Origin of the sequence: Brevundimonas sp. UYEF29 (assembly GCF_040546195.1) — a bacterium.
Lineage (GTDB): Bacteria > Pseudomonadota > Alphaproteobacteria > Caulobacterales > Caulobacteraceae > Brevundimonas > Brevundimonas huaxiensis.
The window spans coordinates 1-26,823 of the sequence record NZ_JBEPNH010000017.1; the positions used below are offsets into that span (position 1 = coordinate 1).

The 26,823-nt window shown below is 67.0% G+C and carries 23 protein-coding genes; 17 read left to right on the plus strand and 6 right to left on the minus strand.

Translation table 11 applies throughout. From position 1 onward, the window contains the following. Positions 1-89 precede the first annotated feature (89 nt). The 4 genes from ABIB58_RS16170 to ABIB58_RS16185 form a co-directional block, all read right to left on the minus strand. Positions 90-1,640, minus strand: a complete 1,551-nt coding sequence (locus tag ABIB58_RS16170) for a hypothetical protein (RefSeq protein ID WP_354042932.1) — start codon at positions 1,638-1,640, stop codon at positions 90-92. Between the two features lie 6 nt (positions 1,641-1,646). Next, positions 1,647-4,601: a TonB-dependent receptor domain-containing protein gene (locus ABIB58_RS16175; protein ID WP_354042935.1), complete on the minus strand. Its 2,955-nt coding sequence runs from the start codon at positions 4,599-4,601 to the stop codon at positions 1,647-1,649. A gap of 92 nt (positions 4,602-4,693) precedes the next feature. Continuing rightward, a complete protein-coding gene (locus ABIB58_RS16180; protein WP_354042938.1) occupies positions 4,694-5,671 on the minus strand; it encodes a FecR family protein in 978 nt (325 codons plus the stop codon). 9 nt (positions 5,672-5,680) lie between these two features. Continuing rightward, positions 5,681-6,169 (minus strand): RNA polymerase sigma factor, encoded by a 489-nt coding sequence (locus ABIB58_RS16185; RefSeq protein ID WP_026108284.1) that lies wholly within the window; start codon positions 6,167-6,169, stop codon positions 5,681-5,683. A 375-nt stretch (positions 6,170-6,544) separates the two neighbouring features. On the opposite strand from ABIB58_RS16185, the gene ABIB58_RS16190 reads away from it, so the two are divergent. Continuing rightward, positions 6,545-6,754 (plus strand): response regulator transcription factor, encoded by a 210-nt coding sequence (locus ABIB58_RS16190; RefSeq protein WP_205618608.1) that lies wholly within the window; start codon positions 6,545-6,547, stop codon positions 6,752-6,754. 208 nt (positions 6,755-6,962) lie between these two features. Here ABIB58_RS16190 and ABIB58_RS16195 read toward each other — a convergent pair whose 3' ends face one another. Next, positions 6,963-7,427, minus strand: coding sequence for a DUF411 domain-containing protein (locus ABIB58_RS16195; RefSeq protein WP_354042944.1), 465 nt, complete (start codon positions 7,425-7,427; stop codon positions 6,963-6,965). Positions 7,428-7,494: 67 nt separating this feature from the next. Next, positions 7,495-7,962, minus strand: a complete 468-nt coding sequence (locus ABIB58_RS16200) for a MerR family transcriptional regulator (protein WP_354042948.1) — start codon at positions 7,960-7,962, stop codon at positions 7,495-7,497. Between the two features lie 55 nt (positions 7,963-8,017). Between ABIB58_RS16200 and ABIB58_RS16205 the strand changes: the two genes are divergently transcribed. The 16 genes from ABIB58_RS16205 (at position 8,018) to ABIB58_RS16280 (ending at position 26,464) form a co-directional block, all read left to right on the plus strand. Then, entirely contained in the window at positions 8,018-8,683 is a 666-nt protein-coding gene (locus ABIB58_RS16205; RefSeq protein ID WP_354042951.1) for a cation efflux transmembrane domain-containing protein, read from the plus strand. A gap of 40 nt (positions 8,684-8,723) precedes the next feature. Continuing rightward, the gene (locus tag ABIB58_RS16210; RefSeq protein WP_354042954.1) at positions 8,724-9,068 is read left to right on the plus strand and encodes a hypothetical protein; all 345 of its coding nucleotides are present in this window, start codon (positions 8,724-8,726) and stop codon (positions 9,066-9,068) included. Between the two features lie 57 nt (positions 9,069-9,125). Then, entirely contained in the window at positions 9,126-10,379 is a 1,254-nt protein-coding gene (locus ABIB58_RS16215; RefSeq protein WP_354042958.1) for a TolC family protein, read from the plus strand. Continuing rightward, positions 10,379-11,596: an efflux RND transporter periplasmic adaptor subunit gene (locus ABIB58_RS16220; RefSeq protein WP_315051539.1), complete on the plus strand. Its 1,218-nt coding sequence runs from the start codon at positions 10,379-10,381 to the stop codon at positions 11,594-11,596. Before ABIB58_RS16215 ends, ABIB58_RS16220 begins: the two co-directional genes overlap by 1 nt. Positions 11,597-11,608: 12 nt before the next feature. Beyond that, positions 11,609-14,833 carry an efflux RND transporter permease subunit gene (locus tag ABIB58_RS16225; protein WP_354042963.1) on the plus strand — a complete coding sequence of 1,075 codons (3,225 nt, stop codon included), beginning with the start codon at positions 11,609-11,611 and terminating at the stop codon, positions 14,831-14,833. Beyond that, positions 14,830-15,435, plus strand: a complete 606-nt coding sequence (locus ABIB58_RS16230; RefSeq protein ID WP_354042966.1) for a cation efflux transmembrane domain-containing protein — start codon at positions 14,830-14,832, stop codon at positions 15,433-15,435. Before ABIB58_RS16225 ends, ABIB58_RS16230 begins: the two co-directional genes overlap by 4 nt. Further along, entirely contained in the window at positions 15,432-16,043 is a 612-nt protein-coding gene (locus tag ABIB58_RS16235; protein ID WP_315051547.1) for a methyltransferase family protein, read from the plus strand. Before ABIB58_RS16230 ends, ABIB58_RS16235 begins: the two co-directional genes overlap by 4 nt. 15 nt (positions 16,044-16,058) lie before the next feature. Beyond that, positions 16,059-16,190 carry a hypothetical protein gene (locus ABIB58_RS16240; RefSeq protein WP_315051548.1) on the plus strand — a complete coding sequence of 44 codons (132 nt, stop codon included), beginning with the start codon at positions 16,059-16,061 and terminating at the stop codon, positions 16,188-16,190. 11 nt (positions 16,191-16,201) lie between these two features. Beyond that, entirely contained in the window at positions 16,202-18,751 is a 2,550-nt protein-coding gene (locus ABIB58_RS16245) for a heavy metal translocating P-type ATPase (protein WP_354042971.1), read from the plus strand. A gap of 26 nt (positions 18,752-18,777) precedes the next feature. After that, positions 18,778-19,215 carry a CopM family metallochaperone gene (gene copM, locus ABIB58_RS16250; protein WP_354042973.1) on the plus strand — a complete coding sequence of 146 codons (438 nt, stop codon included), beginning with the start codon at positions 18,778-18,780 and terminating at the stop codon, positions 19,213-19,215. 72 nt (positions 19,216-19,287) lie between these two features. After that, on the plus strand, positions 19,288-19,635 hold the full coding sequence (locus tag ABIB58_RS16255) for a hypothetical protein (protein WP_354042977.1): 348 nt from the start codon (positions 19,288-19,290) through the stop codon (positions 19,633-19,635). Further along, complete coding sequence (locus tag ABIB58_RS16260; protein ID WP_354042981.1) at positions 19,632-20,759, plus strand: acyltransferase family protein; 1,128 nt, start codon at positions 19,632-19,634, stop codon at positions 20,757-20,759. Before ABIB58_RS16255 ends, ABIB58_RS16260 begins: the two co-directional genes overlap by 4 nt. 319 nt (positions 20,760-21,078) lie before the next feature. Next, on the plus strand, positions 21,079-23,043 hold the full coding sequence (locus ABIB58_RS16265; protein WP_315051559.1) for an ATP-dependent nuclease: 1,965 nt from the start codon (positions 21,079-21,081) through the stop codon (positions 23,041-23,043). After that, positions 23,040-24,767, plus strand: coding sequence for a UvrD-helicase domain-containing protein (locus tag ABIB58_RS16270; protein ID WP_315051560.1), 1,728 nt, complete (start codon positions 23,040-23,042; stop codon positions 24,765-24,767). Before ABIB58_RS16265 ends, ABIB58_RS16270 begins: the two co-directional genes overlap by 4 nt. After that, positions 24,764-25,969 (plus strand): restriction endonuclease, encoded by a 1,206-nt coding sequence (locus tag ABIB58_RS16275; RefSeq protein ID WP_354042988.1) that lies wholly within the window; start codon positions 24,764-24,766, stop codon positions 25,967-25,969. The genes ABIB58_RS16270 and ABIB58_RS16275 overlap by 4 nt, the downstream gene beginning before the upstream one ends. Positions 25,970-26,134: 165 nt before the next feature. After that, complete coding sequence (locus ABIB58_RS16280) at positions 26,135-26,464, plus strand: hypothetical protein (RefSeq protein WP_354042992.1); 330 nt, start codon at positions 26,135-26,137, stop codon at positions 26,462-26,464. Positions 26,465-26,823 lie beyond the last annotated feature (359 nt).

Sequence of the window (26,823 nt, forward strand, 5' to 3'; positions counted from 1 at the left end):
TGCTCTTCCGTGAACCTTGATCGCTTCATTCTGTCCGTCCTTCGTTGGGCGGACTCTAGCTATTCCTGGAGGAGTTTCAGGGGGTCACGTCAGCGGGGTGCTGCTACCGAAATGGCGTCCAGCTCCGGATTCAGGCTCCACACTGGGATCCGCTCGCGATGTCGCGAGAGTACGAGGCTTCCCGCGTCGGGGCCCTCGATACCTCGCCCGAGGCTCATACCGCGGCTCCAACTCACGGCCGCGCCTCGACCAGCCGTTACGCATTCGGGCTCCCCGATATCCGCCTGGACGCGGCAGACCTGGCCAGCGCCGCCTTGGATCACGGCTTGTCGGGCCTTCATGGCGCTGACCAGCCCGCGATTGCCAAAGGGGCCGTGAGGGCTGACGGCGGCGCTCGGCAATCCAAGACGATGGAGGTCGCCGTCAGCCGTGAGACGGATCATCTCCCTTCGATCGTCGAAGAGTACGCCGGCGGATCCCTGCGCGACCAGCCGCGCCTCCGGGGCGACCGCCTCCAGCCGCTCGGCTCTGTCTCCACGGATCCGGTACCAGCCCGCCGTGGGCCCGGATCCTCCACGCATCAAGATCGTGTCGCCGAGCCAGCCCGCCTGGGCGGCGACCATGCCCATGAAGTCGATAGGGGTCGAGGGCGCTACGCCCCGAGGCGTGACGTCGCGCGGGACGCCTGCCGCACTGATAGAGAGAAGGCGGCCGCGATCGGTGTCGGTAGCGACGACAAGCACTGCGCTGGAATCCGGGGCCCAAGTCATGACATTGGTGGAGATGTTGGCGGCCTGCGGAGGCGAGACCACTGTGCCATCGGCGAGCGAGAGGATCCGTAGCGAGCGAGCCCGACGAACCTCGGTCGCGACATCCGGCGACTCGGGCGGCAAGAGCGGTCCGTCCAGAAGTAGCGCGGCGTGCCCCCCATCCGGAGAGAGCTCGAAGTCGACGATAGGCCCTTCCGCGATGGGAACAGCGTGTCCTGTAGCGGCCTCCACCGTCCACAGTCGCCGCTCTTCGAGCGGTGGGGCGGGCCGGTCTACGCCGACAGACACAGCTGCGGCTTCGCCCGCTGAGGCGGCGGCGCGCAAAGCCAGCAATCGCTCCTGGTCAACGCGGCGGCCGGCCAGGCGCGGAGGGAGAGTTCCGTCCGTCGTGCCAAGGACGACCAACCGGTCTTCCGACACCCATTCCAGGGCGCGTCCCCAAAGACCCGTATCCGGCGCGATATCGGTCCAGACGACCGCGCCCGTGCCAAGTTCAACGATACCCAGACGCCAGAGGTCGTTCTGAAGGCGATACACCGCGAGGCGATCGCCTTCAGGGGAGAACGGGCCCATCGTGTAACCCGCATCCGCTTCATTCTGGAGCAGTGGAGCCACGTGGAAAGGAGCTTCCAGGTCTAGGCGGTAGAGCCGCGCATAGCGGTCCGCGCCCATGGCCTCGACGTCATGGCGGGGCAGGTCCGATCGAGCCCGCCTCTCCTCGAACACGCCGACGGCTCCCGACGGGTCGATTGCGATCCGCCCGTAACGCTCAAGACCGAGCGCGATGTCGAGCGTGAGAGGCTCGCCGAGGACGGCAGACGGGCAGACGAGCGCGAGCGCGGCGGCCGCACCCAGAAAACGCTTTCTCATGAGTGATCACCAGCGCTTCACGAGCTGGAGGGAAACCTGACGGCCCAGAACATTGGTGTTCGCCGCATCGAACGCGATCCCCGCCGGCGCATCGTAGAAGGGCGGCTCCTCGTTGGTGACATTCAGGACGTTGAGGGTCAGTGACAGGCCTTCGCCCCATCCCGCCTCCAAATCATAGCGAACCTGCCCATCCATCGTGATCCAGTCGTCGATCCCCCGGCCGGAGTTCTGATCGCGACCCCCGCTGACATGGTTCAGCGCCCCTCCGATCGTCAGGGGGCCGCGAATCCATTGCCCGCCGAAACGGCCGCGCCACGAGGCAGGGAAGTTGGCGAGGCCGCGGAGATCCTCCACAGGCGATGTCGGCGTGCTCACCCGGGTATTGGTGAGGAGGTGGGTGGCCGACGCATCAAGATGGACGTCGCCCGAAGCCCACCCAAAACGATACCGGACCGCGAGATCGAGACCCTCGACCTTCACCACGGCGGCGTTCACGAACCGGTTGTCGATGACTGCGCCATAGGCCGTCGCCGGGAAGACGTTGGGATTGTAGTTCCCCGGATGGTCCAGCAGCGACTGCACGTAGGCGCGATCTTCCGCGCTCGAGCCGGGCGTAACGTATCGAATGAAAGGCGCCAGAGTCGGATCGTTCAGCGCATTGATCAGGTTTTCGGCGACCGGCGTGGAAATCCGATCCTCGAACCGGGTGCGGAACCAGCTGGCTTCGATGCGAAGGCCGTCGATCGCTGTCGGCGACCAGAGGAAGCCTGTTGTCCAGGACTCGGCCGTCTCCGGCGTCAAATCCGGATTGCCGCCGTACTGGACGATGCTGATGACGTTGCTCCCGGCGCGATCGAGCAACACAGGTCCGAGGCGATACAGGCTGTTGAGCTGCTGAAGGGAGGGCGCCCGAAACGAGGTGCCGTAACTCGCGCGAAGCAAAAGCTCCGGTGTCGGCTTGTACAGCACTCCAAGTTTCGGATTGCTGGTGCGGCCCACGCCCTGATGGTCCTCGATCCGACCGGCGAGAGACAGCTCGAGGCTCTCGATCCCCGGGCGGGCATTCTCCGGACCGATGATCGGGGCGCGAAGCTCGAAGAAGGCCGCCGACACATCGCGTTCGTAGCGATCGGTGGCCGCTACGGTCGGGGTGGCGGCTGACATGAAGCTCTCGCCGCCTGTCTCGAACACCTCCTGGCGGTAGTCCACGCCCACAGCGATCCTCAGATCTCCACCCGGCAGTCTCAGGAGCGTTCCGTCAGCCTTGACGTTGATGGAGCCCACCGAGCTCGTGTTCTCGGACCGGAAGTAGCCGGCTCCGATGAAGTCGAGCAGGGGGCGGCTGTGCGCGGCCGGGGCGCCATACGGGTTGAAAAACCCGTCGACCGCCGGGTTGAACGCCGTTTCGGGGTCATCCGGGAAGAAGCCGAGCGCCTCGTAGAGCCGGCCCGTATGAACCCGGTTCGAAGCCATTATTCCGGTCGTTTCCCGACCGCCGCTCACATAGGCGGACACGTTCCAGCCCCTCAGCTCGCCTTCGATCCCGACGGCTCCGCCGACGCTGCGGGAGAAGCCTTCGTCGCGCCCGTTCCCGAGGTCGTTGATGAAGGAGTAGGCGATCTCCTGGTAGCCCTCACCATCGATCGACACGAAGAACGGATTGTCAGCGGTGACGGGCAGAATGCCGATGTCGGCTACGGAATTCTGATGAAACTTCCGCTCTGTGTAGCGGAGGTCGCCATCCAGGCTGAAGCCGCCCGGCAAGTCCTGGCGTCCTGCGACGAACAGGCTGTGGCGCCTCTGGTGGGGGAGGGTCCACATACCGTCCATGAAGTTGGTCCGGTTGACCTCGCCGGGTCGGAAGTCGCCCGCAGTTAAACCCACGCCGTTCTGGCCAGTGGGAACGGCATAGGCCGGTTCGAAGCTTCCGCTGACCGGATCAAACTCCATGATGTTTCCGGGAGAGGCGTAGAAGTTGCGCCGATCGGATCCTCCCAACGGCCGCAAATCGGCATCCGCGGTCGCACGTCTGTCCGCTGCTCTGAGTTCCCCCCGGTCGTGGTACTCGTAGGCCGCGATCACGCCGCCGCTCGACCAGTTGAACCCCGCGCTGTGCGAGAGAAGCGTCTCGTTCGCGCCCCCATCGCTCGTCCCTCCGACGCGGACCCGGCTTTCAGCGCCGTCGAAACGGGAGTTGAGGATGATGTTGACGACCCCGCCGACTGCATCCGAGCCGTAGAGGGCTGACGCCCCATCCAGAAGCACGTCCGCCCGGGCGACAGCGCTGGTGGGAATGTTCGAAATGTCGGCGAAGTCCCCTGCGTTGCCCGTCCCGGCGACCCGCCGCCCGTTCACGAGCACGAGGGTGGCGTCTGCGCCCAGACCACGCAGGTTGACGCCTGTGGCGTAAGCGGAGTTTCGGCTCGTCCGGTCCGCACCGCTGCCTGCAGACCCCTCGTAAGCGGCGCCGGTGAAGTTCTGGGGGAGGGCAGCCAGGGTGTCCGCGACCGTCGCCCGGCCCTGCCTCTCGATGTCGGCCTGCGTGATGACGGTCACTGGAGAGGGGCTGTCGGCTCCGCGCAGATAGGTGCCGGTGACCACGACCTCGTCGAGCTCAACCGCCTCGACCCCGGACGTTTCGGCGCGAGCCGCGGGATCGACGAGCACGAAAACGGTCGGGCGGCTCTGGCGATAGGTCAGTCCGGAATCGCGAAGGAGCAGCGTGAGCGCCGCCTCTGACGTCAGGTCGCCGTTGACGGCGGGAGACTGCCGCCCCGCCACCAGCGCGCTGGGATAGAGAATCTGCAGCCCGCTCTGGCGAGCGAACTCAGGAAGGCTGCGGTCCAGCGGGCCAGCCGCGATCTCGAAGCGGCGCGCGACATCGCTCGACTGTGCGATGACCGGCGTGGCGACGCCCATCATCAGTGCGGCAAGCGCGGTCGACGTGAATCCTTGGCCCATGACCATCCCCCGTTTTTCTACCCGCGGATGTGCGGGGCGGGGAGGAGACGTTGGGTCGCGGGGTTTCCTCTAAGTCGGGTAGGGATAAATTTTCAGGCGGGTCCGCTGAGGACGATACGGCCATCCTCGGCCTTGGTGGACTGGAGGGCGTAAAGATCACTCAGCGCGGCCACGAAGCCGTCGATGTCCCCTGCGTTGAAGACCCCGCTGACCTGCACCGAAGAAATCCGGCTGTCGCGGAGCTCTATCGGTTCGCGGCTGTAGCGGTTCACCTCCGCCACGGCCTCGGCGATGGGCGTGTTCTCAAACGTCAGTCGCCCGCTGGTCCAGCTCGTGGACGCCGGTACATTGGCCGTGGCGATCGTCGGGCGGGGCGCCGAGGTCGTGACCTCCTGACCGGGCGACAAGGCCCAGCGGCCGTCCGCCGCGGCCTCTCGTCTGACGTCGACCCGACCTTCGACGAGAATGACGCGGGCGCCCGTCCCCGATCGGCGCACGTCGAACCGGGTGCCGATCGCCGTCACCCGGGTGTCGCCGGCGGCCACGATGAAGGGTCGAGCCGGATCGCCCTCGACATCGAACATCGCCTGGCCGTTGTTGAGCGTCACCGAGCGACGCCCCCCGGTAAACCGCACCGCGACCTCGGAGCCGGTGTCCAGGGTGATGCGCGATCCGTCTTCAAGCTGGATCGTGCGTTGCTCGCCGACCGCGGTCGCGTAGCGCGTCGGCTGCTGCGACATCCACAGGACGCCGCCCGCGCCCAGCGCCAGGGTCAGCGCGCCGACGACCCCGATCGGGATCAGACGGCCCGTCGCCAGCTTCGGCTTCCGGGCGGACTTGGCCGCCGCTGCAGCGTCCCGCGTCAGGTTGGCCATGTCGGGATTTTTCGCCAGGGTCCCGGCGGCCTCCCACATCGCCTCGACGCGGCTGAAGGCGCGCGCGTTCTCAGGGTCGCGACGCCAGTCGCTGAAACCTCTCACATCCGCAGTCGTGACCGTGCGCTGGTTGAGCCGCGCGAACCAGTCAGCCGCTTCCTTCCGTCTCGTATCGACGTCACCCTCGATCGTCATCCGTCTTGCCTAAAGGTCCAGCCGAGACGCGCAGTACTCGATCGCCCTGGCCATTCGCCATTGCACCGTCTGCACACTGATCTCGAGCGTCCGGGCGATCTCTGGATAAGTCATACCGCCAAAGCGGTTGAGAACGAAGACGTTCCGGTAGAGTGGCGGCATCGAATGGATGACCTGCGATAGAAGAAGCTCGTCGAACTGGGTGGCGGCCTCGCCTTGCGGAGGCGCTTCGGCCTCGTTCTGCTGCGGCTGGCGCGACTGTCGCCGGCGCTCGTCCCGCAGAAGGTTCATGGCGATCCGCAGAAGGAAGGCCTTCGGATGCCGGATGTCCGCCAGGGCGTAAGGCGCGGCGCGGATGTAGGTCTCCTGGACCACGTCGGCGGCGTCGTCCGGCCCGATGCGCGACCGCAGCCGACGGCTCAGCCAAGGGGCGTATTGCCGGTACAGGCGGTTCAGGCCGTCCCGTCCATCCACGCCGAGCTGTTTCGCCTCTGTCACCACGCCTCTCCGGCCTCTTCACGAGAGGTCCGGAATCCCGGCGCGGCCGCGCGACCGGGCGCACGCGCGCAAGCGCATGCCTCCGGAGCCGTCGGCAACCGACATCCGCGCGCGGCGCGGGGTCGTCGATGATCAAATGTCGCACAGGGGATTCCAGGCCCCACCAGCGCGGACGCCGGCAGGCGAACCATGAATCAAAGGCGTCGGGCGCGCAAGTCGGCTGGATGCGCGGGAGCTGGCGCCTTCGTTCCGCAAGATTATTGCGGGCGGCCCGCAATTCACTGTCGTTGCCTGAAATGGGGATTCCCGCCCAACGTGCGCGAAACACGTCAAGGAGCAGCCATGGACTGTGCGTCCCCGTCAGAACCTCGACCGATGACGCCCCTGAGCGCGCGCGAGACCGAATGCCTGCTCTGGGTCAGCCGCGGCAAGAGCTCCGTCGATATCGGCCAGATTGTCGGCCTCTCGCACAGGACCGTGGACAGTTACCTCGAGAAGACCTGCGCCAAGCTCAGGGTGCGGACCCGGATCGAAGCGGTTGCGGTCGCGGTGCGTGCCGGGATCATCGATCCGGACAGCGACTGAACGCCGCACGAGGGGCCGCGGAGGGAAGGGGGCGGGTCTGGAACTTCTGTACGGAAGCCGGGCGTTTCAGCCCTGATCGCCGCCGACGCAAAGCGTCCCCCGGCTCAGGATCAAGGCCTATCCGGCCCGGGACCCGCCGGGACCGGGTCTACTTCGGAACCGGACGGACTGTCCATCACGGCAGTTTCCCATGGCGACGGGGCAGGGGCTATGCGCCGTTGTGTCGTCCGAACACCCGGTTCGATCCGTCGGACAGCACCAGCAGGGTGACATAGGGTTCACGCCCCGCTGCCTCCATTCCGGGAGAACCGGCGGGCATCCCGGGAGCGGCCAATGCGCGAGCGGCGGGGGCCTCGCGGAGCAGGCGATCGATGTCGGTCGACGGAACATGCCCCTCGATCGCGTAGCGCCCCACGACCCCGGTATGACAGGACGCCAGTCGTTCAGGGACGCCGAAGCGGGCGCGGACGGGCGCAAGGTCCTCGACCTCGCGGACCTCGGCGGTCCAGCCCGCGGCCCTCAGATGATCCACCCATCCGCCGCAGCAGCCGCACCACGGCGTCTTGTAGACGATGATCCGCCTCGCCCCCTGCGCCGTCGCGACGGTTGGGAGGACAAGCGCCGAAAGGCCGCTCATCAGGACGGCCCGACGGCTCGTGGTTTGGAACGGCATCGGAGGCTCCCGTAAATCCTCTGGAGAATAGCATCGTGGACGCGGAGCGCGCGCGTCATGAGGTCGCTCAGACAGCCAGTCGCGCGGGTTCAGGGTGGGATGCGCCGCAGGCCCCGTGATCTCCGAGCGCCTCGATCACACGACATTCGGACACCCTTCCGCCTGTGCAGGTCGCCGCCTGTATTCGGCTCAACTCCACGCGAAGAGCCTCCAGGCCGGCGATCCGGGCCTCGACCGCGGCCAGTTGTCGCTCCGCGATCCGGTTCGCCTGGTCGCAGGGCTGATCGGGGTCGTCAGCGAGCGCCAGAAGCGCGCGGATGTCCTCGATCTCGAAGCCCAGTTGCCGGGCGTGGCGAATGAACCCCAGCCGACGGGTCGCCTTGTCGTCATACAGACGCCGGTCGCTCTCGGTGCGAGGCGGCTCGGGCAGCAGGCCGATCTTCTCGTAGAAGCGGATCGTCGGAACCTTCACGCCGGTTTCGGCCGAAAGCCGGCCTATGGGCTTCAACAGGTCGGTCCAGGGCGTGCGGGTCATGTCCGTAAAATAACCGCTTGATCCTCTAGTGACTAGAGGATGCAGAAGGGGCGTCATGACCGTTCAGGACACCCCCGAAACCTGCGCCCCCAAGGGCGGCTGCTGCGGCCACGACGTAAAGTTCGATGGCGCGTCTCCCGCTTATCGACGCGTTCTGGTCGCGGTGATCGCGATCAACATGATCGGCTTCGTCGCCGTCGTGATCGGCAGTCTGGCGCAAGGATCGGCGGCGCTGGCCGCCAACGCCATGGACTTTCTCGCTGACAGCGCCACCTACGCCATCAGCCTGTGGGCCATCGGCAAGTCGGTCCAGGTTCGATCCGGCGCGGCGGTGTTCAAGAGCCTGAGCCTGCTGCTCATGGCGGTCTCGGTTCTGGGCTATGCGATCTGGCGGGCCGCAACGGGACAGCCGCCCGAGGGCTCGGTCATCACCGGGTTGGGCCTGTTCGGCTTCGCCGCAAACCTTGCCGCCGCCCTTCTTCTGCTGCGCTACCGCGAGGGGGACGCCAATGTTCGCTCCGTGTGGCTCTGCACCCGCAACGATCTGGTCCACAGCCTCGGCGTCGCGGCGGCCGGCGGTCTGGTCTGGCTGACGGGATCTCGCTGGCCCGACCTGGTCGCGGGCGTTCTGCTGGGTGGTGTCTTCCTGCAGTCGGCGGTCTCGATCCTGCTTCAGGCCCGCGCCGAAAGTCGCTCCGCGGCGCAGGCCCGGACTTTGTAACGCATTGCCAGTCTTGAGGAACGGAAGTAACGAGCGCTCGATGACCTGGTCGATGACGACATGGGCGAAGCTTGTGGTGGCGATGACGCTTGTCTTCGCTGCGTTCTTCTTTGCGCCCGCCGTCGATGCTGCGACCTGCCTGCCGGAGCCGCCCGCGGCTCATGCGGCCGTCGATCTCAGTCAGAATGACGGCGACCACAGCGGCAAGTCCGGTGGTCACGGGATCTGCTCCCACGGACACTGCCACCACACCTCCACGGCCCGTCCCGGCGGCGTGGACGCCATCGCTCCGGCGTTCGGCGAGCCTCCGCTGCAGAGCGGCGGGCAGGATGATTTCATGGCCTCGTTCAATCCCGACGGCCTGAAGCGACCGCCCAGAGTCTGACCGAAGTCCTGCGCCCGGAGGGGCGCGCCTTCGTGATCAGAAATCTGGAAATGGAACATGTCTCCCACATTTCGCCGGCGACCGCGTCTCGCGGTCGGCTGCGCGCTCGTCGCCCTCACGGCGACCCTGGCCAGTCCCGCTTGGGCTGACCCTGCCCCGACCTATGGCCAGTTGCTCGCGCAGCTGGACCAGACCCCCGCCACGCTCGAAGCGGGCGCCAATTTCGACGCCGCCGAAGCCCGCGTGCGTCAGGCCCGCGTGCGTCCCAACCCCGTGCTCGGGCTCGATCTCGAGAATGCGTTCGGCACGGGCCCGTTCTCGGGCATCGACAATGCCGACGCGACGCTCGCGCTGAGCCAGGATCTCGAACTCTGGGGACGTCGCTCGTCGAGGATCGCCGCCGCGCGCGCCGAAGCCGGCGCCGTCGGTCTCCAGCGCGACCTCGCGGTCGTCGACGCAGCGGGCCGCCTGGCGCTCGTCTATGCTGAAGCCGAGGTCGCACAACGTCGCGCGACCCTGGCGGAGGAGACGCTCAGCCTCACCGTTGCGGACGCCCGAGCGGCGCTCGCCCTCGTCGAGGAAGGCCGCGAACCCCTGCTGCGCGGTATTCAGGGGGAGGCCGAAGCCGCCAGCGCACGAGCGGCGCTGGACGAGGCCCAGGCCGAGCGCGACGCGGCCTACGCCCGTCTCACGGCGGTGGCCATGATCCCCGCGCCCGTCACCAGCATCGAAGCGAGCCTGCTGGATGCGCCGCCGACAACCACCGTGTCGGCAGCCAACGACGCGCCGACCGTCCGTGTCGCCGAAGCGCAACGGACGGCTGCGGAGCGACGGATCGATGTCCAGCGCGCCCAGGCCCGGCCGGACATCAACGCGAGCGTGGGCATTCGCCGCTTCGAGGCGGAAGATGCAACGGCGCTGACCTTCGGGATCAGCATGCCGCTGCCGCTGTTCGACCGGAACCGGGGGAACATCGAGGCGGCCCAGGCCGAGTTCCGCGCAGCGGACGCCCGGCTTCTCACTGCACGGCAGGAGGCCCAGGCCGACCGCGCCGCCGCCGTGGCCCGGCTCGCCGCGTCCGTCAGCCGTGTCCGCGCCGCTGACGGTGGCGTGACGGCCGCCGAGGAAGCCTACCGCCTGTCGCGGATCGGCTTCGAGGCCGGACGCATCTCCCAGATCGAGCTGCGGGTCACCCGAACCGCCCTCGTCAACGCGCGGTCCGCCGCCGTCGACGCCCGCCTCGCGCGTGTCCGCGCCGAGATCGACCTCGCGCGCCTGAACGGCCGCGCCCCCTTCGAAGGAGCCCAGTGATGCGCAAGCGCACATCCAACAAGACCCTGTTGATCGGCGGCGTCGCCGCCCTGGTCATTCTCGGAGGCGGCGGCCTCTGGCTGGCCACCCGGGGCTCCGAGCCGGCGGCGCCCGCCGCAGCGGAGGGTGAAGCCGGCCACGCCGAGGGCGAGGCGGGCCACGCGGAAGGCGAGGCCGGTCACGCCGAGGAAGCCGAAGCGCCCGAAGGGCGGGTCGAGCTGTCGGCGGCGCAGGTCCAGGCCGCCGGTATCACGGTGGTGAGCGTCGGTTCGGGCGGCGGCGCGGAGACCCGCCTCGCCGGTCGCGTCGAGCCTATGGTCGACTCCCGGGCCGCCGTCGCCGCGGCGGTCGGCGGTCGCGTCGAACGCGTGCTCGTCGCTCCGGGCCAATCGGTTCGGGTCGGACAGCCGCTCGTCAGCCTCGTCAGCGGGGAGGCGGCCACATTCCGGGCCGACGCCGACGCCGCCGGCGCCTCGGCGGAGGCCGCGCGTCAGGCCTATGAGCGGAACCGCAATCTGTCGGAACAGGGCATCGTCGCCCGGCAGGAGGTCGAGGCGTCCCGCGCCCAGTATCTGAGTGCGGAAGCCGCAACGCGTGCGGCGCGAGCCCGCTCCGCAGCCGCCGGCTCGCCCAACGCCTCGGGGCGGCTCAGCGTGGTCAGCCCGATTTCAGGCGTGGTCGGCAATGTCCAGGTCGGACCGGGCGGCTTTGTCGCCCAAGGCGGCGTGGTCGCGGAGGTGTCCAACCCGGCCCGGGTCGAGATGGTGTTCAACGCACCGCCGGCCCTCGCCGCCAACGTCCGTCCGGGCGCGGCGATGCGGGTGACCGGGCCGTCCGGCGAGTTCGACGCCGTCGTCACCGGGGTCGCCGCGGACGCGGGTCTGAACGAGAGCGGAGCGACGGTCATCCGCGCCCGGCCGACCTCCGGGACCCTGCCGCCGGCGGGCTCTGCGGTGTCGGGCTCGGTCGTCACCGGCCAGGCGACCGCGGGCGGCATGACCGTGCCGACCGAGGCGGTCCAGACCGTCGACGGAAACACCGTCGTGTTCGTTCAGGTCGAGGGCGGCTTCCAGGCTGTCCAGGTCCTCGCCGGCCGTCAGGCCGCCGGGCGCACCGAGATCCTCCGCGGCCTCACGGGCTCGGAGCGTATCGCCTCCACCAACGCCTTCCTGCTCAAGGCCGAACTGGCCAAGGGCGAAGCCGAGCACGGTCACTAGGGGGGCGATCGCATGTTCAAATTCATCATCGAGGCCTCGGTCAAGTTCCGATGGTTCGTGGTTCTCGCCACGGCCCTCGTCTCCGCCTGGGGTCTGTTCCAGCTGACCAAGCTGCCCATTGACGCCGTGCCTGACATCACCAACCGGCAAGTCCAGATCAACACCATCGCCCCGGCGCTCGCGCCGGAGCAGATGGAACGACAGGTCACCTATCCGCTCGAAACCGCCATGGCCGGCATTCCCGGCCTTCAGAGCACCCGCTCCCTGAGCCGCAACGGCTTCAGCCAGGTCACGGTCATCTTCACCGACCAGACCGACATCTACTTCGCCCGCCAACAGGTGGCCGAACGGATGGCCCAGGCCCGGGAGAACCTGCCCGAAGGCGTCGAACCGGGTCTCGCCCCAATCACCACGGGGCTGGGCGAAGTGCTGATGTGGACGGTCGACTACAAGCCGTTCAACGCCCAGAACCTCGCCAAACCGGGTGAGCCCGGCTGGCAGGCCGGCGGCGCCTATCTGACGCCGGAAGGGGAGCTTCTGACCACGCCGCAGGCGCGGGCCACCTATCTGCGCACCGTCCAGGACTGGATCATCGCCCCGCGCATGCGCACGGCGGCCGGTCTGGCCGGCGTCGATGTCAACGGCGGCTATGTGAAGGAGTTCGCCGTTCGTCCCGACGCGGCGCGTCTCGCCAGCTATGGCCTGGGGCTCAGCGATCTGATCCTGGCGCTGGAGAACGCCAACACCCAGGCGGGCGCCGGCTATGTCCAGCGTTCGGGCGAAGCCCTGACCGTCCGCACCGACGCCCTGGCCCAGACCATCCCGGATCTGGCCCAGGCCCCTGTCGTTAACCGCAACGGTCTCGTCGTCCGCGTCGCCGACGTCGCCACCGTCGAGATCGGCCAGGCGCCGCGTCTCGGCGGCGCAAGCCGCGACGGCCACGAGGCGGTCATCGGCACCGCCCTGATGTTGGCGGGCGGCAACAGCCGCACCGTCGCCCAGGCCGCTGCGGAGCGGCTCGAGGACGTGGGCGCCAGCCTGCCGCCGAGCATCGTCGCCGAGCCGGTCCTGAATCGCAGCGCCCTGGTCAACAAGACCATCGCGACCGTGGCTCGGAACCTGACCGAAGGCGCGCTGCTGGTGATCGTGGTGCTCTTCCTGCTGCTCGGGAATATCCGCGCGGCGACCATCACCGCCCTGATGATCCCGGTCAGCTTCCTGTTCGCCGTCATCGGCATGAACCGGTTCGGGATCAGCGGTAACTTGATGAGCCTCGGCGCGCTGGACTTCGGTCTTCTGGTGGATGGCGCGGTCATCGTCGTCGAGAGCACCCTGTTGATGCTGTCGCAGAAGCGGATCGAGGTCGGCCGGGCGCTCACACGCCACGAGCGGTTGGGCGTCGCGATGGCCGCGGCGAAGAAGATGGTCAAACCGGCGGCCTTTGGCCAGCTGATCATCCTGCTCGTCTTCACCCCGTTGCTGATGCTCGAGGGCGTCGAGGGCAAGACCTTCATCCCCATGGGCGCGACGGTCATGCTGGCCCTGGTCGGCGCCTTCATTTTCTCCTTCACCTTCGTGCCGGCGATGACGGCGCTGCTGGTGCGGGATCCCAAGAAGGTGGAGGTCGACGAGCACGGCCACGCACACGAGCACGAGACCTTCATCATCCGCTGGGTCCGTCGCTGGGCGGAACCGGCAATCCGGGCGGCCGTCAACCGTCCCAAGATCGTCCTGATCGCGGCGGTGGGAATGCTGGCCGTCGGCGGGGCGTCCTTCATGACGCTTGGCCGCGAGTTCATCCCGACCCTGGACGAGGGCGACATCGCCATGCAGGCGCTGCGCGTTCCGTCGGCCTCGCTCGAACAGTCCCTCGCCATGCAGATGGCGATCGAGCGCGCCATCGCGGCCCAGCCGGAGGTGGAGACCATCTTTGCCCGAACCGGCACCGCGGAGGCGGCCGTCGACCCGATGCCGCCGAACATCTCCGACGCGGTCATCATCCTGAAGGACCGTAAGGAATGGCCGGATCCACGATTGGAGAAGGAAGAGCTGATCGCGCGGTTCGAGGAACTGGCCTCGGCCCAGCTGGGCAACAGCTTCGAGTTCAGCCAGCCGATAGAGCTGCGGTTCAACGAACTGATCTCGGGCGTCCGGACCGACCTCGCGGTCATGGTCTATGGCGATGACTTCACCCAGCTGCAGGCCTCGGCCGACCGGGTGGCGACCGTCCTGCGCAACACGCCGGGCTCGGCCGACGTGCGGGTCGAACAGGCCTCCGGCCTGCCGACCCTGACGGTCAGCGTCGATCGTTTCGCGGCGGCCAACTACGGCCTGTCCGCGGCGGAGGTCTCCAACGCCGTTTCCGCAGCCATCGGCGGCGCCGAGGCGGGGCAGATCTTCGAAGGCGACCGTCGCTTCGACGTGGTGGTCCGCCTGGCGGATGAGGTCCGCAACGATCCGGCGGCGCTCGCAGCGCTTCCGATCACGACGACAACCGGCGTCACGGTGCCCCTGTCCTCGGTCGCCCGCATCCAGATCGCGGAAGGCCAGAACCAGATCAGCCGCAACGACGGCAGCCGGCGCATGGTGGTCCAGGCCAATGTGCGCGGGCGCGATCTGGGCGGCTTCGTCACGGACGCCCAGGCGCGCGTGCAGGAACAGGTTCAACTTCCGGCGGGCTACTCCCTGACCTGGGGCGGACAGTTCGAGAATCTGAAGCGGGCCGAGCAGCGGCTGGGTCTGGTCATCCCCGTCGTCTTCATCCTGATCGGCATCTTGCTGTTCATGGCCCTGGGCTCCTTCGCGGAAGCTGGTCTGGTCTTCGCCTGCGTGCCCCTGGCCCTGGTCGGCGGGGCGCTGGCCCTGCTGTTGAGGGGCATGCCCTTCTCGGTGTCCGCAGCGGTCGGCTTCATCGCCGTCTCCGGCGTGGCGACCTTGAACGGCCTGGTCCTGATGCAGGCGATCCGCGAACGGCTCCAGGCCGGATCGGAACCCATGGTCGCGGCCATCGAGGGCGCCTCCAGCCGTCTGCGGGCGGTCCTGACCACGGCTCTGGTGGCGATCGTCGGCTTCATCCCGATGGCGATCGCCCACGGAGCCGGCGCCGAGGTGCAGAAGCCTCTGGCGACCGTGGTCATCGGCGGTCTGTTGACCGCAACGGCCCTCACCCTCCTGGTCCTCCCCACCTTCGCGGCCAAGGCTGTGAAGCACCGCGCCGCGGAAGGACTGGAGGAATGAGCGGGGCCCACGAGACGGAGCAGGTCCAGCGCCGCATCCTGCTGGTGGTGCTGGCCCTGAACGCTCTGCTGTTCGTGGGCCTCGGAGTCGGCGGCCTCGCCGCCGACTCCAGCGCTCTGCTGGCCAACGCCGTGGACAACGGGTCGGACGCGGCCGTCTATCTGATCAGCTTCCTCGCCGTCGGCCGGGCGCTGATCTGGAAGACCCGCGCCGCCCAGGCGTCCGGTGTGATGCTCCTGATCTTCTCGGTCCTGGTCCTGCTCGACGCCCTGCGTCGGACACTGACCGGGACCGAGCCGGTCGGTCCGACGATGATGGTCCTCGCCGTCGTGGCGGCGGTCATCAACCTGATCTGTCTTCTCCTCATCCGTCGCCAGCACAGCGGCGACGTCAACATGAAGGCCGCCGAGACCTTCAGCCTGAACGACTTCGCCTCAAACGGCGGCATCCTCGTCGCCGGAGGTCTCGTGATGTGGCTGAACCAGTCGTGGCCGGACCTTGTGGTCGGCGTGCTGGTCGCCGCCATCGCCGCCAAGGGCGGCATCGACATTCTTCGCGACGCCCGCACGGCGCGCCGCGAGCCCGAGGATCCCATCCCATGAGCCCGACCCTGATCGACATCGCTGCCGTGCAGCGGTGGCGGAAGCTCTTCATCGCCGCCGCGCTGTTCGCCCTTCTGACCTGGACCGCCCTGGTGAAGGCCCAGCCGGCGCTCGAACACCCCGTCGAACATCTCGGTCTGATCGCCATCATGGCCTGTGTGATCGGTCGAGCCTGGTGTTCCCTCTACATCGGCGGCCGCAAGAAGCAGGAGATCGTGTCGAGCGGTCCGTACTCGCTGTGCCGCAATCCGCTCTACGTCTTCAGCTTCATCGGCGCCTTCGGCGTGGGGGCGCAGACCGGAAGCCTCAGCGTCGGCCTGACCTTCGCCGTGGCCTGCTGGGCCGTCTTCCGCATCGTCGCCGCCCGCGAGGAGACCTTTCTCCGGACCGCCTTCGGCGATGAATACTGGGCCTACTGCGCGCGAACGCCCCGGTTCATGCCGGACCTGCGGCTCTGGCGCGACGACACCGAACGGGCTGTTCGCCCGGCCTTCTTCCTCAGGACGGTTCGCGACGGCTTGGTCTTCCTGTTGGCGCTGCCGGTGTTCGAGGGTCTGGAGCACCTCCAGAATCTCGGATGGCTCGACGCCGTGATCTCCCTGCCTTGAGCGGAAGGGGCGGCGATGAACCGGAAACGATGGGTCACCCTCCTGAGCGCCATCCTCGCCCTAGGCGCCTTCGTCGCAGGCGCGGCGGCCCAGCGCGCCGGTCTTCTCCTGCCCGACCGCTCGTCCTTCAACCGTGACGCCTCCTGAGGAGCCCGATCATGTCCAAGACGCTTCGTCTCAACATCCCAGTTCTGCTTCCCCACGCCCCTGACAGCCGGGATGGTTGTGTGGGACGGCTGATCGCTCTTGTCCGAGCCGAACCCGGCATCCTGGAGGCGCACCTCGTCGAAGGCGCCGAGGGCGCGGAGCTGTGCATCCACTATGACCCGGACCAGCTTTCGCTGGCCCAGGTCCGCCGGCGCGCCCGACAGGCCGGGGTGGAGATCAGCGAGCGGTTCGGCCATCTCTCGGGACGGGTGGACGGTGTCCGGCATGCGCGACACGCCCGCACGCTCGCGGCCGCGCTCGCCGAGGAACCCGGAGTGATCGAAGCCGCCCTGGATGCCGCCGGCGCGATCCGCCTGGAATTCGATCGCGAGAAGACGACCCGCGAGGCGGTGATCGCCCGGCTCGCCTCGCACGGGCTGAGCTTCCAGGGGGAGACAGCGGGCGCCGCCTCTTCGGATGGGGGCGGGGAGGCGAACCCTCCGATCGCCGCCTCGGCCCACGATCCCGACGACGGCCACGCTCACAGTCACAGCCCGGACGACGGACACGATCACGGCCACGCCGAGGGCGACGGTCACGACCACGGCCACGTTGGTTTCCTCGGGCCGAATACGGAGCTGATCTTCGCCCTGGGGAGCGGCGTGACTCTCGGGCTCGGCTGGATCATCGAGACCTTCATTCCCGCCTTGCCCGAATGGCTGCCGTTCGGCCTCTTCCTCGTCGCCTACGCCCTCGGGGGCTGGTTCACGGTCGGCGAGGCGATCGGCAACCTGCGGCGCAAGCGGTTCGAGATCGACACCCTGATGCTCGTGGCGGCGGCGGGCGCGGCGGCGCTCGGCGCCTGGGCGGAAGGCGCGCTGCTTCTCTTCCTGTTCAGCCTCGGCCATGCGCTTGAACACTACGCCATGGGACGCGCCAAGAAGGCGATCGAGGCGCTGGCGGCGCTCGCTCCGCGGACCGCCCATGTGCGGCGAGGCGACGAGGTCGTCGAGCTTCCCGTCGAGCAGCTGGAGGTCGGCGACGTCGTCGTGGTCCGGCCCAACGAGCGGCTGCCGGCCGACGGCTTCGTCGTGAAGGGAACCACAAGCGTCAACCAGGCGCCGGTCACCGGCGAAAGCATTCCCGTCGACAAGCAGCCCGTCGAGAGCCCTGAGGCGGCGCGGGCGAGGCCGTCGGCCGTGTCGTCAGCCTCGGTGGTCTTCGCCGGCACGATCAACGGCGGCGGCGCCATCGAGATCGAGACGACCCGACGCTCCAACGACACCACCCTCGCCAAGGTGGTGCGGATGGTGAGTGAGGCCGAGACCCAGAAATCCCCGACGCAGCGTTTCACCGATCGCTTCGAGAGGGTCTTCGTGCCGCTGGTTCTCGGCCTGGCCTTCGTCCTGCTATTCGCCTGGGTCGTCGTGGACGAGCCGTTCCGCGACAGCTTCTATCGGGCGATGGCCGTCCTGGTCGCCGCGAGCCCGTGCGCCCTGGCCATCGCGACGCCCAGCGCGGTCCTGTCCGGGGTGGCGCGCGCGGCTCGGGCCGGCGTTCTGGTCAAGGGGGGCGCGCCGCTCGAGAACCTCGGCGCGCTCGACGCGATCGCCTTCGACAAGACCGGCACCCTGACCGAGGGCCGGCCCCGGATCACCGACGTGGTCCCGTTCGGGCAGACCTCTGAAAGCGAGCTGCTGGAGATCGCGGTCGCCGTCGAACGGCTCAGCGACCATCCCTTGGCCGAGGCGATCGTCCGGGACGGCAGCCAGCGCCTCGTCGCGGCGCCGGTGCGCACCGCCTCCGATCTGCGCAGTCTGACCGGCAAGGGCGTCACAGCGCGTCTGGATGATCAGGACGTCTGGATCGGCAAGCCCGAGATGTTCGGTGAAGACGCCATCGCGCCGCTGGGGCCCGACGCGGAGATCGCTGTCGCGGCGCTGCGTAACCAGGGTCGGACCTTGATGGTGATCCGGCGCGGAACGCGGGATCTCGGCGTGATCGGCCTGCTGGATACGCCGAGGGCGAAGGCCCGCGAAACGCTGACGGCGCTGCGGGCGCTCGGCATCCGCCGGATGATCATGATCTCGGGCGATCACCAGAAGGCCGCCCAGGCCGTCGCCGGACAGGTCGGTCTGACCGAGGCCTGGGGCGATCTGATGCCCGAGGACAAGGTCGATGCGATCAAGAAACTGCGAAGCGAAACCAAGGTCGCCATGGTCGGGGACGGGGTCAACGATGCGCCGGCCATGGCCACGGCCACCGTCGGAATCGCCATGGGCGCGGCCGGGTCGGACGTGGCCCTGGAGACGGCCGACGTCGCCTTGATGGCGGACGACCTGTCCAGGCTTCCCTTCACCGTCGGGCTCAGCCGCCAGACCCGCCGCATCATCCGCCAGAACCTGTTCGTCAGCCTGGGCGTCGTCGCCTTCCTCGTGCCGGCGACGATCTTCGGGCTCGGCATCGGACCGGCGGTCGCCCTGCACGAGGGCTCCACCCTGCTGGTCGTCTTCAACGCGCTGCGCCTGCTGGCGTGGCGAGATCCCCGCGGCGCCGACTGAGGCGCCCTGAACCGAAAGGAAATCCCATGAAACGTCTTGGATGGGTCGGCGTCATCGCCGCCTTCCTGCTGGTCTCGGCCTTCGCCTTTGGCGTGCTCTCTCGCCAGGGGCGGCCGGCGCCGGAAGCCGTCGCGGTGGATGCGCGGCCGATCGATCAGCACGCGGGCCACACGGATGCCGCCGCGGACAGTCCCTCGACCCGCTCGTTCAAGGAGGCGAACGAGCGAATGCACGCCGCCATGAACATCGACTACAGCGGCGACGCCGATGTCGATTTCATGCGCGGGATGATCGCCCACCACGAGGGCGCGGTCGCCATGGCCCGGATCGCGCTGGATCAAGGCAGCGACCCCGAGGTGAGGGGACTGGCGGAGGAGATCGTCCGCACCCAGGAGGCGGAGATTGTCCGCATGCGGGTGTGGCTCGCCAACAGGGCGGCGCAGCCGGCCGGTCCCGCGGGCTGAGCCATGGGGGGGAAGCGATCGCCCATCCGAAGCACGGCGCCGCGATGGCGTCCCGGCCGGTACAAGCCGCGTATGCGCTCCAACCGGCGAAAGGAGGAGCCGTTCCGGCCCGTCGGTGACACTCTGATCGCTTTGGGCGCGAGCCTTGTCGCGGCCCTCATCGTCTTCTGCCTCGCCGTGCCCGTGGCCGCGGCCTATCGTATCCCGGTCTTCCTCTCCTTCGGGGTCATCATGCTGTTCCTGACAGCCGCGACCTACCGGCTCGGGAGAAAAGGGCAGGCTGGCCGGGTCATGGCCGGGATCATGGCAGGGGTTTGCGTGCTGGTGAGCGGCGTCCTCTTTCTGGCCCGGGATCAACTGAACTTCAGCACGCACACCCACCCGCGTCCGGCCGCCTCGGCGAGCGCGGCGGAGCGATGACGGGCGAAGGGGGAGGGGAGCGGCCAAGACCGGCCCGGATCGCCCGGGGCGGCTGGCTCGACGTTCTGCGCTTCGTCGCCGGCGCCCTGACCATCATCTACCATTTCCGCGAAGCGGCTCCGACGCCGCTGGGGGCGTTCCATCCGGTGTTCGACCGGGGGTATCTGCTCACGAACTTCTTCATCATCGACTCCGGCTATGTCCTAGCGCGGATCTACGGCGACGGGTTCGCGGCGCGGACGATCGCCTTGCGGCCCTACGTCCGGCAGCGCCTCCTGCGCGTCGCCCCCTCCCATCTCATGGTGATCGGCACCCTGGCGCTCCTCGTCGCGGCGGCCGGCGTGGTGGGGATCGCGCCGAGCAATCCGCAATGGTTCGACTGGGGACAGCTTCCGGCGCAAGTCTTTCTCGTTCAGGCCTACGGCGTGCCCGGCGGCCAGGGGTGGAATGCGCCGACCTGGACTCTCTCGGCCCTGCTCGGTTGTTACCTCGTCCTGCCGTGGATCTGCCGCGCGCTCTGGCGGCTGGATCCCTGGACGGTCGTGTTCGGCGCCGTCGTGCTGCTGCTCCTCGCCGACTGGGCGAGCCGGGCCTGGCTCGGAGACCCCGTCTATCGCCTTCCGCTCCGCTTCGGCATTGTTCGGGCGCTGCCGTTGTTTCTGCTGGGCGTGGCCGCCGCCTTCCTCGGCGCCCGCCTCTACGTAGGACTGCGTCTGGCAGGAGGGATCGGCCTAGCCGCCCTCGCCGGGCTCGTCGGGATTCAGTTGATCGGAGGGCTCGACATCCTCTCGCTGATCCTTCTGACGGCGCTGATCTGGTCGGCCGGAGCCCTGCCAACGGTACGACCCTCCCGCCTGATCGAGCACCTCGGCCTCATTTCCTTCGCCATGTTCCTCACCAATGAAGTGACCCGGATCATCTGGTTTGGGACGTTCGACGTCCTAGGGCAGGCGGACTGGTCGACAGAGGTACGCTGGAGTGTCTGGGCGACAGGCCTTGCAGCGGCCTTCTTCGGCGCAGTCATCTTTCGCTACGCGTTCGATCGGCCGATGCAGTCTTGGCTAAGCCCTCGACAGCGCTCGACTGCTTTTCCAGGCGCAAGCGCGGACCGTCCCATCGCCTGACTAGCTCTCTCCCTTGCGCCAAAACTTCCCGTCGAGCTTTCGCTAGGGGCGGGCGGCCATCCTACAGATGTTACGCGCACCCACCCACCAAGCTTAGGTTTCGGGTCCTCTGGAGAGGCTGTTTCAGGTTCGGCTGGCCGCGAGAGCTTCAGAATGAACGCCTAGATCTGACCCATCGCCGCCGTTGGAAAGGTCCGTTATCTAGTCCGCTGCATCGACACCTACGACCGCTTTGCTGAGCGATGCTCACCAGCCCATATCGCCGCTAAGTTGCAATGGCGACCGACCCAGCGGACAATCTCCGCGCTGGGGAGATTCCATGTATCTGAAGACGGTCGCGCTGCGGAATTTTCGCTCATTCGATGAGGGCGAAGTCGAACTCCAAAAGGATCTTACGATCTTTGTGGGAGAGAATAACGGCGGCAAGAGCAACGCGATCGATGCGATCCGGCTCGTAACCCAGCCGCTTGGCGGTCGCCGCGAGATTTACTGCGAGCCTACCGACGTTCGGTTCCAGAGCCCGACCAAAGGCTTCGATCTCGAGGCGACTTTCAGTGACCTGAGCGTCGGCCAGCAAGGACGCCTCATCACCGCCAGCACCGACGCCTCGCTATCAGAAGCGCGCTTTGGGATTCGGTACGCCGGGGGCTTGGGAGATCGCCCAAGCCTATGGGCGGGAAAGCCGGGCAACCTGCCAGAGCCGGGCTGCCACGACATGGTCCGCCACGTCTATCTGCAGCCGCTTCGCGACGCCAAACGCGCCTTGGCCTCAGGCAATCCCACGCGAATTATGGCCCTTCTCAACCACTTCCTCGGCGACACAAAGGCCGAAGACCTGGCTCGCGAACTGGCGCGGCAGGCGAAACACGATGTGCTGGCCAAGGTCGATGAGGCGGTTGGCAAAGGGCTAGCCGCCCTGACCGCGGGCGTACGCCCCCAGGCCGCCGCATTAGGCTTCGCCCCGCAAGAAGCGCTGGTCGACATCGCCCGCGACCTCCGGTTCAAGCTCGCTGACCACGGCGTCCATCCCGAAGACCTCCGTTACTCTGGGCATGGCTACGCCAACCTCCTGTTTATGGCGACGATCGCCGTTGAACTGGAAAAGGTCCGGAACGCGGACCTGACCCTGTTTCTGGTGGAGGAGCCGGAGGCGCACCTTCATCCCCAGCTGCAGGCGGCCGTCTTGTCCTTCCTCAAGGACCAGGCCGCCCAATCGCGCGCGGTCAAATGCGAGGATGGTCCGGCCGGGCAAATCCAGGTGGTCGTGGCCAGTCATTCACCCAACCTTTCGGCGTGGGTCAGCAGCAAGCAGCTGGTCGTATTCAAGTCGATGGTCCCCACGCCGACAGCGGCTTCGGAGGCTCCCGAGGAGCCGGCATCTCCCGCCGAGGCGGACGCTGCCGTGATCGAAGGGGGCATCGCCGAGGGAGCGGGCGATGCTGCTGATGCGGTCGAAGCGCTCGCCGCCACAGCAACCGCCGCTGTCATTCGGCGATCGACCCGGTGCATCCCGTTGTCGCAGATCGATCTGGACGAGCTTCAGCGCCGCAAGATCGACCGATACCTCGACGTCACCAAAGCAGCCTTGCTCTTTGGTGGCCGCGTCTTGCTCGCCGAAGGCATCGCTGAAGCTCTTCTGCTGCCCGTTATCGCCGAGCATTTCACCCTGAAGGACCATCCGGAGAAACTTCGGCTTTTCCGCTCGGCCGTTTTTGTCCCGATCGATGGCGTAGATTTCATGCCCTACGTCAACCTGCTGACCCGTCAGATCAATGAGGCGCGGATCGCGGAAAGGGTCGTAGTCATGACGGACGGCGATCATGGTGTGGGCCAAGGCGACGATGACGAAGAAGACGCCGACGCCGCTGATGAGGAGGACGACGGCGAAGAGATCGAACCGGGCGCCGACGGCGAACAACTGATCCCGGGCGAGCGTCGCAAGCGCGCGTTGGAAGCTCTGGCCAAAACCAACGGCGCCGAAGGAATTCTGTCGGCGGTTACGTCCCGGTACTCACTGGAGAGCGAGCTCCTGGAGGCAGGCAACGGAGCGATCCTGCGCGCCGCCTACGTCAGCCTGCACAAGCGGTCCGGCAAGAAATGGGACAAGGCCGCAGCGCTCGAAGGCGATGCGCGCGCCAAGGCAATCCAGAAACTGTTCAAGAATGCGCGGAAGGGTGACTTCGCCCAGACGCTCGCCGACCTGATCGAGAAGATCCCTGAGAACGGACACACCTTTGCCGTGCCCAAGTATATCGCCGACACGATCCGCGAGGTCGTGGCGTGACGAACGCCTATGCGCCGACGAACGAGCAGAAAGCGATCATCCTGCACGATGGGCATGCCTTCGTGCGTGCCTGTCCTGGCGCAGGGAAAACCCGCACCATGGTCGAGCGCGCGCGCCACATGCTCAGCGCGACGACCGACCGGCGCGGGGTGGCATTCCTTTCATTCACCAACGCAGCCGTAGAGGAACTGGAGGGAAGGCTTCGCACCTTCGGCGTCCTGCCTTCACCCCTCTTCCCGAGCTTCATCGGCACATTCGACCGCTTCCTCTGGCAGTTTTTTATCACACCGTTTGGGGTCGACGGATGCAGCCATCCACCCCGGCTGGTTCCGGACAAATCTGAGTGGGAGATCAAGCCCTACGACACTGCTCAGGCCCTAAAGCTGAAGCACTTCGATCGGTCGACCGGCGCCTTCGTGCCAGCTAAGGCACTGGATACGGGCTTCTCTTCGAAGGCCGGGCCTGGCGCCTGGGAGACTGTTGCGCGCGACACGATCGCCCGAGCCCGCGATCGGGGGTATCTCGATTTCGAGGACGTCAGGGACTGCGTCGCCGAACGACTTGCAAACGCGGCCTTTGCGGCGCGCCTAGGCGCCGCGCTGAATGGCCGGTTCCGAGAGATCGTCGTTGACGAGGCCCAGGACTGCAATCCGGCCGACCTCAAGATCATCGACTGGCTTCGGAAAGCGGGCATCAAGGTCAAGGTCGTCTGTGATCCTAACCAGGCGATCTACGCCTTTCGAGGCGGTCTGACCGATGAACTGATCAAGTTCGAGACGACTTTTAACAGTGACGACCGGCTTCCGATGAGCGGCAACTTTCGCTCGTCACCGTCTATCTGCGCAGCGATCTCGCAATTGCGTCCGCCGGCGACGCGCGGTGTTCGCGACCAGGCCGTGGGCAGGTTCAAAACTGAAACAACATCAGTTCAAATCCTGTCCTACAGCGGCGCTGCCGTGCCCGCCACGATCGGCGCCCGCTTTCAGGCCTTAGCCGCAAGGCTGGACATTCCGCCGGCGCAGGCACCCGTGCTCGCCGCGACCTGGGCCAGCGCTGGGAACGCTGTCGGTCGCGCCGTACCCGACGCGGGCAACGACAAGACGTTGCTCCTTGCCGAAGCGGTCATGGGGCTCCACTTCGCCTTCGCGGCAGGCAACCGCCGCGAAGCCCTGATCCGCTTGCACCGGGTCGTTCTTCAGATTCGCGGCGTCATCGCCAACGCTGGGGACTACACCACCCATGTCACAGCAAGTGGCGCGGACGACGGCCGGTGGCGTCCCGAGATAATCGCCTTGGGTCAGGCCTTGCGGGTCTGCCCGGGAGAAAGCGCTGATGCGTGGTTGAAGCGCGCTCGCGACCTCATCGGAACGACCCTCGTTGGATCGTCGACGATCGGTCAACGTCTGCGATCGAACGGGAAATTGGACTCGGTCTTGGTCGAGGTGTCTCCGACGGCGTTGCCCGCAAAGGCCATCCACGCCGTGAAGGGGCTGGAGTTTCCTGCGGTGTGCGTGGTGCTGACGGCGCGAACTACGGGCCGTATCCTTGATGTCCTGAGCGGAACGTCGACCGATCCGGGCGCTGTCGAAGAGGCTCGGAAAATCTATGTCGCCGCTTCGCGCGCCGAACGACTTCTGGCCATCGCGGTGCCGAAGAGTCGGGCCGCCGCGTTGAAGGCGCACCTCGACGTCGACGGGCACGCCGCGGAGATCTTGGCGATTTGAGCGCGGCAGGGTCTTCACCGAAGCGATGGACCGACGAGGCGCTTGAGCTGCGCATCCGCTCGCTCGAACACGCCATCGAACAATGGGCCGTGGAGCGGGACTTGTGGTTCGACTGCTCCTGCAAGAGCCACCTCGCCCACAACGGTGGCGAGCCGGGAAGTCCTCCCATCGCCACGGTGTTGTGTCTCGGCGGCGATCTCTACGGCGTCCTGAGCGGGGAGGACGCGGAAGGGCACGAGCCGTCATTTTCCGAGATGATCAATGGGCTAGGGTTCGAGTACGAAAACAACGACGGATCAACGATCCACTTCTATCCGACCGACCCGGAACTGGCGGCAGCGTTGGAAGACTACTTCCACTGGCAGTGGGTCTGCGGCCTGATCACCGACGACACGGCCGACGTCTACCATGAGCTCTACGAGCATTTTTCCGCCAACCCGGAGCGCCTTCAACGTCTCGAGTGGCGTGACTTCGAGGTCCTGCTTTTTCGACTGTTTCAGAACCAAGGGTTTGAAGCGGTGCTTGGGCCCGGCCGTGGCGATGAGGGCGTCGATCTCCGGATCGTCCAGCGGTCCCCGTTGGGCGACATGATGACCTTCGTCCAGGCGAAACGGTACAGCACTCACCGGCCCGTCAAGCTCCCTGAAGTCCAAGCGCTGTACGGCGCCGCGCAGCTGGACCGCGCAGACAGGGCTCTGTTCGTGACAACGTCTAACTATGCGCCGGCACCGCAGCGATGGGCGGCGCGAACGGACGGCTTTATGGAATTGGCGGGCGCCGAGGAGGTGGTGAAATGGTGCGCCGGCGCTCAGGCTGGGGTGATCGCGGATCGGGCCAGCCTTGTCGCCCGCGACCGCGTCGAGCAGCTCATTCTGGACGCAGCCCGGGGGACGCGAGGGCTTATCGTCCACGCTTCCGGCGGGTGGAACATCACCGACAACTGGTTCGCCTTGCTTCTGAAGGAGACGAAGCATGCGGCCTTATTGATGGGCGTGCCGACGCAGGTTTTCTCCCACGACGGTTACGGCCAGGTCGGTAGCCATATCCCTCAGCTCGACCCGTCTACGATCACCACGTTCCAGTCGGACAATGTCTGGCGCGCCAAGCGGGAGAGCAAAGATGGGCGGGTCAGCTACTGGGATGGCCGCCACCTATGGCACCCTTGGAGCGGTCAACCCTGCCACTTCAACTTGATGGACTAGGAACGGCCTTCGGCTGAGTCAGAACCAGTGCCTTGGTTGGATCCCGGGGGTGGATCAGGACCACACGTAAGAATGTGAGCTTGTTGATCCGAGCGGTCCAGCGTCGCAGCGTCGCCGACGGCGATTTTCTTCCATGTCTCGCTCGCCGAACTCGGTTTCATCGGCGTGAAGGGCGGGCCCTCGGGCGATCTGTCCTACGCGGTCATCTACAACCCGTACTACGTCATCAAGCGCGCTCACATCGCGAAGCAGGTCCACGACAACAAGTGGCAAGCGTTGGCGATCCGCGCCAATGAGATCGGTGCGTTCGATCCGGAGGACCTCGACGACGAGGGCAAGTTCATTGTCGATGATGATGATGACGATGAAGCGCCCGCGGCCTCCTCGGGGGCAAAGCCGAAGACGGCCGCCAAGACTACTTCAAAGCCCGCCGCCGGCGCGCCCATCAAGCCTGGCTCCCCCATCCGCCGGTTTGCCAAGCCGGCGGCCAAGTGATGCGCCGACCATCGAGCCCGGACTTTACAGGCGAAGGTGGTTGGACGTCCGCTTCCCGCACCGATCCTAAGGTCCGCAACTGGCGCGGCGCTGACCTAGGGCGGCGCGTGGCCCAGAACGCCGTCGAAGAGTAGAAATCTGACTGTCGAACGGGCATGAGAGATCGACCGATTTGGCGGGAGATCAGAGATGGCTGGCGCTCACTATGATGGCATCCAAGCAATCTTTCGGATCGCGAAAAAGGGCGAGAAGCTAGATACCTTTTGACGTGACCCCCTGAAACTCCTCCAGGAATAGCTAGAGTCCGCCCAACGAAGGACGGACAGAATGAAGCGATCAAGGTTCACGGAAGAGCAAAT

Bases quoted from the DNA above. Each gene is read 5' to 3' on its own strand.
- ABIB58_RS16190 (WP_205618608.1), top strand. From the start codon at position 6,545: ATGACGCCCCTGAGCGCGCGCGAGACCGAATGCCTGCTCTGGGTCAGC.
- copM (WP_354042973.1), top strand. From the start codon at position 18,778: ATGAAACGTCTTGGATGGGTCGGCGTCATCGCCGCCTTCCTGCTGGTC.
- ABIB58_RS16205 (WP_354042951.1), top strand. From the start codon at position 8,018: ATGACCGTTCAGGACACCCCCGAAACCTGCGCCCCCAAGGGCGGCTGC.
- ABIB58_RS16255 (WP_354042977.1), top strand. From the start codon at position 19,288: ATGCGCTCCAACCGGCGAAAGGAGGAGCCGTTCCGGCCCGTCGGTGAC.
- ABIB58_RS16245 (WP_354042971.1), top strand. From the start codon at position 16,202: ATGTCCAAGACGCTTCGTCTCAACATCCCAGTTCTGCTTCCCCACGCC.
- ABIB58_RS16170 (WP_354042932.1), bottom strand. From the start codon at position 1,640: ATGAGAAAGCGTTTTCTGGGTGCGGCCGCCGCGCTCGCGCTCGTCTGC.
- ABIB58_RS16175 (WP_354042935.1), bottom strand. From the start codon at position 4,601: ATGGGCCAAGGATTCACGTCGACCGCGCTTGCCGCACTGATGATGGGC.
- ABIB58_RS16230 (WP_354042966.1), top strand. From the start codon at position 14,830: ATGAGCGGGGCCCACGAGACGGAGCAGGTCCAGCGCCGCATCCTGCTG.
- ABIB58_RS16235 (WP_315051547.1), top strand. From the start codon at position 15,432: ATGAGCCCGACCCTGATCGACATCGCTGCCGTGCAGCGGTGGCGGAAG.
- ABIB58_RS16195 (WP_354042944.1), bottom strand. From the start codon at position 7,427: ATGCCGTTCCAAACCACGAGCCGTCGGGCCGTCCTGATGAGCGGCCTT.
- ABIB58_RS16200 (WP_354042948.1), bottom strand. From the start codon at position 7,962: ATGACCCGCACGCCCTGGACCGACCTGTTGAAGCCCATAGGCCGGCTT.
- ABIB58_RS16240 (WP_315051548.1), top strand. From the start codon at position 16,059: ATGAACCGGAAACGATGGGTCACCCTCCTGAGCGCCATCCTCGCCCTA.
- ABIB58_RS16220 (WP_315051539.1), top strand. From the start codon at position 10,379: ATGCGCAAGCGCACATCCAACAAGACCCTGTTGATCGGCGGCGTCGCC.
- ABIB58_RS16210 (WP_354042954.1), top strand. From the start codon at position 8,724: ATGACCTGGTCGATGACGACATGGGCGAAGCTTGTGGTGGCGATGACG.
- ABIB58_RS16215 (WP_354042958.1), top strand. From the start codon at position 9,126: ATGTCTCCCACATTTCGCCGGCGACCGCGTCTCGCGGTCGGCTGCGCG.
- ABIB58_RS16260 (WP_354042981.1), top strand. From the start codon at position 19,632: ATGACGGGCGAAGGGGGAGGGGAGCGGCCAAGACCGGCCCGGATCGCC.
- ABIB58_RS16180 (WP_354042938.1), bottom strand. From the start codon at position 5,671: ATGACGATCGAGGGTGACGTCGATACGAGACGGAAGGAAGCGGCTGAC.
- ABIB58_RS16265 (WP_315051559.1), top strand. From the start codon at position 21,079: ATGTATCTGAAGACGGTCGCGCTGCGGAATTTTCGCTCATTCGATGAG.
- ABIB58_RS16225 (WP_354042963.1), top strand. From the start codon at position 11,609: ATGTTCAAATTCATCATCGAGGCCTCGGTCAAGTTCCGATGGTTCGTG.